This window comes from Streptomyces sp. NPDC048461, assembly GCF_055587105.1.
Map to the genome: position 1 here is coordinate 500382 of NZ_JBVJGW010000004.1, position 6000 is coordinate 506381.

Annotated in this window: 4 protein-coding genes; 3 read left to right on the forward strand and 1 reads right to left on the reverse strand. The window is 71.0% G+C overall.

Annotation, left to right across the window (positions count from 1 at the left end; genetic code table 11):
- Positions 1-242: 242 nt before the first annotated feature.
- Together ACZ6S8_RS10495 and ACZ6S8_RS10500 are read left to right on the forward strand one after the other, a co-directional pair.
- Complete coding sequence (locus ACZ6S8_RS10495) at positions 243-1661, forward strand: NAD(P)/FAD-dependent oxidoreductase (protein ID WP_469454303.1); 1419 nt, start codon at positions 243-245, stop codon at positions 1659-1661.
- A 135-nt stretch (positions 1662-1796) separates the two neighbouring features.
- Complete coding sequence (locus ACZ6S8_RS10500) at positions 1797-3635, forward strand: ATP-binding SpoIIE family protein phosphatase (RefSeq protein ID WP_469454356.1); 1839 nt, start codon at positions 1797-1799, stop codon at positions 3633-3635.
- 56 nt (positions 3636-3691) lie between these two features.
- Here the strand turns inward: ACZ6S8_RS10500 and ACZ6S8_RS10505 are convergent, their stop codons facing one another.
- Positions 3692-4984 (reverse strand): MFS transporter, encoded by a 1293-nt coding sequence (locus tag ACZ6S8_RS10505; protein WP_469454358.1) that lies wholly within the window; start codon positions 4982-4984, stop codon positions 3692-3694.
- Positions 4985-5109: 125 nt separating this feature from the next.
- On the opposite strand from ACZ6S8_RS10505, the gene ACZ6S8_RS10510 reads away from it, so the two are divergent.
- Entirely contained in the window at positions 5110-5646 is a 537-nt protein-coding gene (locus ACZ6S8_RS10510) for a MarR family winged helix-turn-helix transcriptional regulator (RefSeq protein WP_383923947.1), read from the forward strand.
- The last annotated feature ends 354 nt before the right edge of the window (positions 5647-6000 follow it).

Sequence of the window (6000 nt, forward strand, 5' to 3'; positions counted from 1 at the left end):
AGATACGAACATAGTTGAGCCAGAGTCAATTCAGAAGGGGCAGCCCCGGACGGACCACCGCCCGATCGGAGCATTCACCCCCACTTTTCCGTTCCGTACCCCCGGAATGAGTCATTCCGCACCTTCTGACCTGCGCACCTGTACCCCCACTTGACGCCCCCGACCACCCCGTCCCCGTACTCACTCCGGTCACACAATCTGTCGGGGCTGTGGACAAACTCCCGGCCACGATGCGTCATGGGGTGGTGAAGGCTGCTAACTCACGGGGCACGGCCCCCGGTACTCCGCCCCGTACGCGCATCCTGATCGTCGGCGGCGGCTACGTCGGCATGTACACGGCGCTCCGGCTCCAGCGAAGGCTGAGAGCGGGCGAAGCCGAGATCACGGTGGTCACCCCCGAGCCGTACATGACCTACCAGCCCTTCCTCCCGGAAGCCGCCGCGGGCTCGATCTCCCCCCGCCACGTCGTGGTCCCCCTGCGCCGCGTCCTCGGCAAGTGCCGCATCGTCATCGGCGAGGCCCGGAGCATCGACCACGCCAAGCGCACCGCGACCGTCACCACCCTCGCCACCGACGAGGAGGGGACCGGCGCCGTGGAGATCGAGTACGACGAACTCGTCCTCGCCCCCGGCTCCGTCTCCCGCACCCTCCCCGTCCCGGGACTCGCCGAGTACGGCATCGGGTTCAAGACCGTCGAAGAGGCCATCGGCCTGCGCAACCACGTCATCGAACAGATGGACATCGCCTCCTCGACGCGCGACCCCGCCCTCCGCGACGCCGCCCTCACCTTCGTCTTCGTCGGCGGCGGCTACGCGGGGGTCGAAGCCCTCGGCGAACTGGAGGACATGGCCCGCTACGCGGCGCGGTACTACCACAACATCAAGGCCGAGGACATGAAGTGGGTGCTGGTCGAGGCCAGCGACCGGATCCTCCCCGAAGTCGGCCCCGAGATGGGCGTCTACACCGTCCGCGAACTGCGCCGCCGCAACATCGACCTGCGCCTGGAGACCCGGCTCGAATCCTGCGAGAACCGCGTCGCCGTCCTCAGCGACGGCGCCCGCTTCCCCACCCGCACCGTCGTGTGGACCGCCGGCGTCAAACCGCACCCGGTCCTCGCCGCGTCCGACCTGCCCAGGAACGAGCGCGGCCGCCTCGCCTGCACCGCCTTCCTCACCGTCGAGGGGGTCGAGCATGCCTGGGCCGCGGGTGACGCCGCCGCCGTCCCCGACATCACCGCCGCGGAGAAGGGCCGCGAGTGCGCCCCCAACGCGCAGCACGCGGTCCGCCAGGCCAAGGCCCTCGCCGACAACCTCGTCGCCGCCCTGCACGGCGAGGTCCTCACCGAGTACGCCCACAAGTACGCCGGCTCGGTCGCCTCGCTCGGCCTGCACAAGGGCGTCGCGCACATCTACGGCCGCAAGATCAAGGGCTACCCCGCCTGGTTCATGCACCGCGCCTACCACCTCAGCCGGGTCCCCACCTTCAACCGGAAGATGCGCGTCCTCGCCGAATGGACCCTCTCCGGCCTCTTCAAGCGTGAGATCGTCTCCCTCGGTTCCCTCGAACACCCCAGGGCAGAGTTCGAACTCGCCGCGGGGGGCGGTCCCAAGGCCCCGCCCCCCGACCCCGCCCCCAACCCCCCGCAGGACAGCCAGGGCTGACGTTGTCAGTGCGGTCGGCCACACTGGACGTGTGACCATAGGTGCGCTCACACCTGCACAGAGTGACATCGTCCAGTCAGCGACCGACCACGAGCGACACAGCGACCACTTGCGACACCACGAGGCTTGAACGCAGTGAACTTCACGCGCTGGAGCGCCCGGTTTCCCGGAACGCAGCGCCGCGCCGCCGCCCGGACCGAACACGCCGCAGCCCAGGCCAAGCGGGGTGAAGGCGCCGTCCCGGCAGCCCGCGGCGGCCGAGCCGACCCCGGAACCGAGCGGCCCGCGCCCGCCGCCGACGGCTGCCCCGCGGACCCCACCGTCTCCGGCACGGGCACGGGCACGGGCGGTTCGGGCACGTCAGGCGCGGGTGCCGGAGGTTCCGGTGCGGGCACCGCCCCGGCCACCGCCACCCCGTTCCGTACGAGCGCCCCCGTCGCCGTGCCCTCCCCCGACGAGCTGTCCGTGCGCGAGGTCCTCGGCCGCCTCCCGGCCCTGGTCGCCCTGGTCCACGGTCCCGAGCACCGCGTCGCCTACGTCAACGACGCGTACACCGCCGGCTTCGGCCCCCGCCCCACCGGCGTCCCCGCACACGAGGCGCTCCCCGAGCTGGGCGCGCTCGGTCTCCTCCCGCTCCTCGACCAGGTCCAGCGCAGCGGCAGGCCCCGTACCGCCAAGAACCGCACCGCCCCCGGCGGCACCAGCTCGTACACCGTCACCTGCACCCCCGTCGACTTCCCCAAGGCCGGCCCCGCCGACGACCAGGACACCCACCCCACCGGCGTCCTCGTCCACCTCGCCGACGTCACCGACCACGCCGAAGCCGTCGAACGCCTCCGCGCCAGCGAACGCCGCCAGCGCGAGGCCGCCGTCACCCTCCAGCGCTCCCTCCTCCCCCAGGAGCTCGAACAGCCCGACGACCTCCGCGTCGCCGCCACCTACCAGCCCGGCGGCACCGAGGCGGCCGTCGGCGGCGACTGGTACGACGTCATCACCCTCGGCGCCGGCCGCACCGCCCTCGTCATCGGCGACGTCATGGGCCGCGGGGTCCGCGCCGCCGCCGTCATGGGCCAGCTCCGCACCGCCGTCCGCGCCTACGCCCGCCTCGACCTGCCCCCGCACGAGGTGCTCCAGCTCCTCGACGGCCTCGCCGCCGAGATCGACGCCAGCCAGATCGCCACCTGCGTCTACGCCGTCCACGACCCGAGCGAGGGCCTGCTCGCGTACGCCTCCGCCGGCCACCTCCCGATCCTGGTCCGCGACGAGGACGGCACCGTCCGCCGCGCCGCCGACCCCACCGGCCCCCCGCTGGGGACCGGCGGCTGGCTCCACACCTCCGGCACCATCCCCCTGGGCCCCGGATCCACCGCCGTCCTCTACACCGACGGACTCGTCGAGCGCCGCGGCGAGGACATCGACGAGGGCGTCGCCGCCCTGGAACGCGCCCTGTCCGGCGCCCAGGGCAGCCCGGCCGTCATCTGCGACCGCCTGATGCGCGCCCTCGGGGTCGACGCCGACCACGACGACGACGTGGCCGTCATGGTCCTCCAGCAGCCCGCCCGCACCGGAGCCGACGCCGAGCTCTTCCACAACGCCGCCCTGGAACTCCTCGGCGGCATCGAAGCCGCCCCGCGCGCCCGCGCCTTCGCCCAGGGCGTCCTCGCCTCCTGGCGCTTCCCGGTCGAGCTGTGCGACCTCGGCGTCCTCGCCGCGAGCGAGCTCGTCGCGAACTCCCTCCAGCACGGCACCCCGCCGATGCACCTGCGCCTGCGCCGCACCGACCGCCGCCTGATCGTCGAGGTCACCGACGGCGACGACCACCTCCCGCGCCGCCGCCGCGCCGAACCGGCCGACGAGACCGGCCGCGGCATCTCCATCGTGGCGACGATCGCCTCGTCGTGGGGGTGCCGCCGCACCCCGGGCGGCGGCAAGGCCGTCTGGTGCGAGTTCGCGCTGCCGGACAAGCAGCCGTAGACACGAGGAAGGCCCCGGTCCACCGGACCGGGGCCTTCCTCGTTCTCTCCGTACGGCTACGCGTGCGCCGGCTCGGCGGCCTGCGCCGCGGCGGGCGCGGTGTTCCCCTGCGCCACGATCCTGCTCGCCAGCGACGGGTTGTCCTGCACCGGGCTCAGCTGCTTCCCGAGCCGCAGCGCCAGCCAGGCGATGCCCAGCGAGACGGCCACGAAGATCCCGATGTAGAGCATCGGGATTCCGGCGCCCAGCGGCACCCCCAGCGGCCCGAGCGCCAGCGCCATCTGCTTGACCAGCGCGAAGGCGGAGTTGTACTGGCCCACGGAACCCTCCGGCGCCAGGTCGGCCACCAGCGGCGCCAGGGTCGGCGAGAGCATGGCCTCGCCGATGCCGAAGAGCGCGTACGTGGTGACGAACGCGGCGGCGGCCATCACGGCGCTCCCGTGGCCCAGCCCGGAGAACCCGGCGATGACCCACGCCACGGTCCAGATCAGCCCGACCAGCGCGATGACCCGGGACCGGCGGCGCTTCTCGACGAGCCGCAGCACGACGAACTGCGCGACGACGATGGCACCGGTGTTGGCGGCGAGCGCGAAGCCGAGCGTAGAGGGGGAGATCCCGGCGGCCTCGGTGCCGAACGCGGCGAGACCCGACTCGAACTGGCCGTAGCAGGCGAAGAAGATCACGAAGCCCAGCACCAGCAGCTTGACCATGGCCTTGTGCCCGAGCAGGCGCTTCCACGCACTCCCGCCCGCCTGGGACGGGTCCCTCGGCACGGCGTCCTTGATGCTCGGCACCTGCGGCATGCGCACGGTGAGGATGACCCCCGCCAGCACCAGGAACATCACGGCCTCGATGCTGAACAGCAGCGTGAAGCTGCCGGGCCGGCTCTCGTCGACGATCTGGCCGCCGATGAGCCCGCCGATGCCCAGACCGAGGTTCTGCATGAAGAACTGCAGCGCGAAGGCCCGCGTACGGGTGGACGGCGTCGAGCACCACACGATCATCGTGGCGAGCGCCGGCTGCATGACGGCCTGCCCGGCGCCGAGCGCCAGGGCGGACAGCAGGATCGGGACGACACCCGCGGAGAGCCCGAGCGCCAGCGCGCCGGCCGAGGCGACGACGGCCGCCCCGATGACCACGGGAACGGGGCCGCGGCGGTCGATGACCCGCCCGGTGAGGGGCAGCGCGACGAGAGCCCCCAGCGCGAACGCCACGAACGCGCTCGTGGCGGCCATGGAGCCCAGACCTCGCACCTGCGCCACATAGATGTAGAGGAACGGAACCGTGAAGCCGATGCCGAACGCGGTCAGCGCGTTCCCGGCCTGGATCCGCCGCATCGCAGCGCCCATCACCTTGGTCACTTCTCACCTGCCTTTGAAAGATGAAGACTGAAGACTTGATACCTAAACTTCAATCCTTAACTCTACACATCGAAGGAGTTAGATGCCAACGAGCCCGTGCCATACTTCGACGCATGGGTGACACCCCCGACGGCACTACGCCCGTCCACGAGCCGAGCCTCGACGAGCAGATCGCCGTCTACCAGCGCGAATTCCAGGACCTCGACCCCCAGGTCGAGAAGGTCGTGTCCGCCCTGAGCCGCCTGAACCGCCGGATGAACGTCGCGTACGGACGCCAGACGGCGGCGCTGGGCATCAGCAACGCGGAGTGGGAGGTCCTGAAGGCCCTCGTCATCTCCGGCTCCCCGTACCGGATGGGCCCGAGCGAGCTCGCGAAGCAGCTGGGCCTGACGCCGGCGGCGATGACACACCGGATCGACCGCATGACCTCGGAGGGCCTGGTCACGCGCGAGCGGGACGAGTCCAACCGGGTCCGCGTGATCGTGGAACTGACGGACGAGGGCCGCAGCAAGTGGCTGGACGCGATGCGCGCGGCCACGGTCTTCGAGGAGGACCTTCTCCAGGACCTCTCCACGGCGGAGCGCGGCGTGCTGGGCGACATGCTCACCCGGCTCCTGGACCGCGTGGAAGACCTCCAGTCCCCGAGCTGACCTGAAGGTTTGACACGCCCGACACAAGTCCGTAAGGTTCTTCGAGTTGTCCCAGAGCCAACAGGTTCTGGTGTCAACGAATCCCGCCGCCTCGTTGCGGCACCCCAACTCAGCAAGATCTCCCACTGGGAACGCATTCGGCATGCCCGAATTCATTTCCGAAGGCCGATTATGAATCGCCGGGGAAATCCACTAGAGTTCGGGAGTCGGAAGGGCCCAACAGCCCGGAAGGCAAAACCCGCTGACTGGGAGTCAGGCCCGAAAGAGTCTGATAGAGTCGGAAACGCAAGAACAGAACGAAAGCCCGGAGGAAAGCCCGAGAGGGTGAGTACAAAGGAAGCGTCCGTTCCTTGA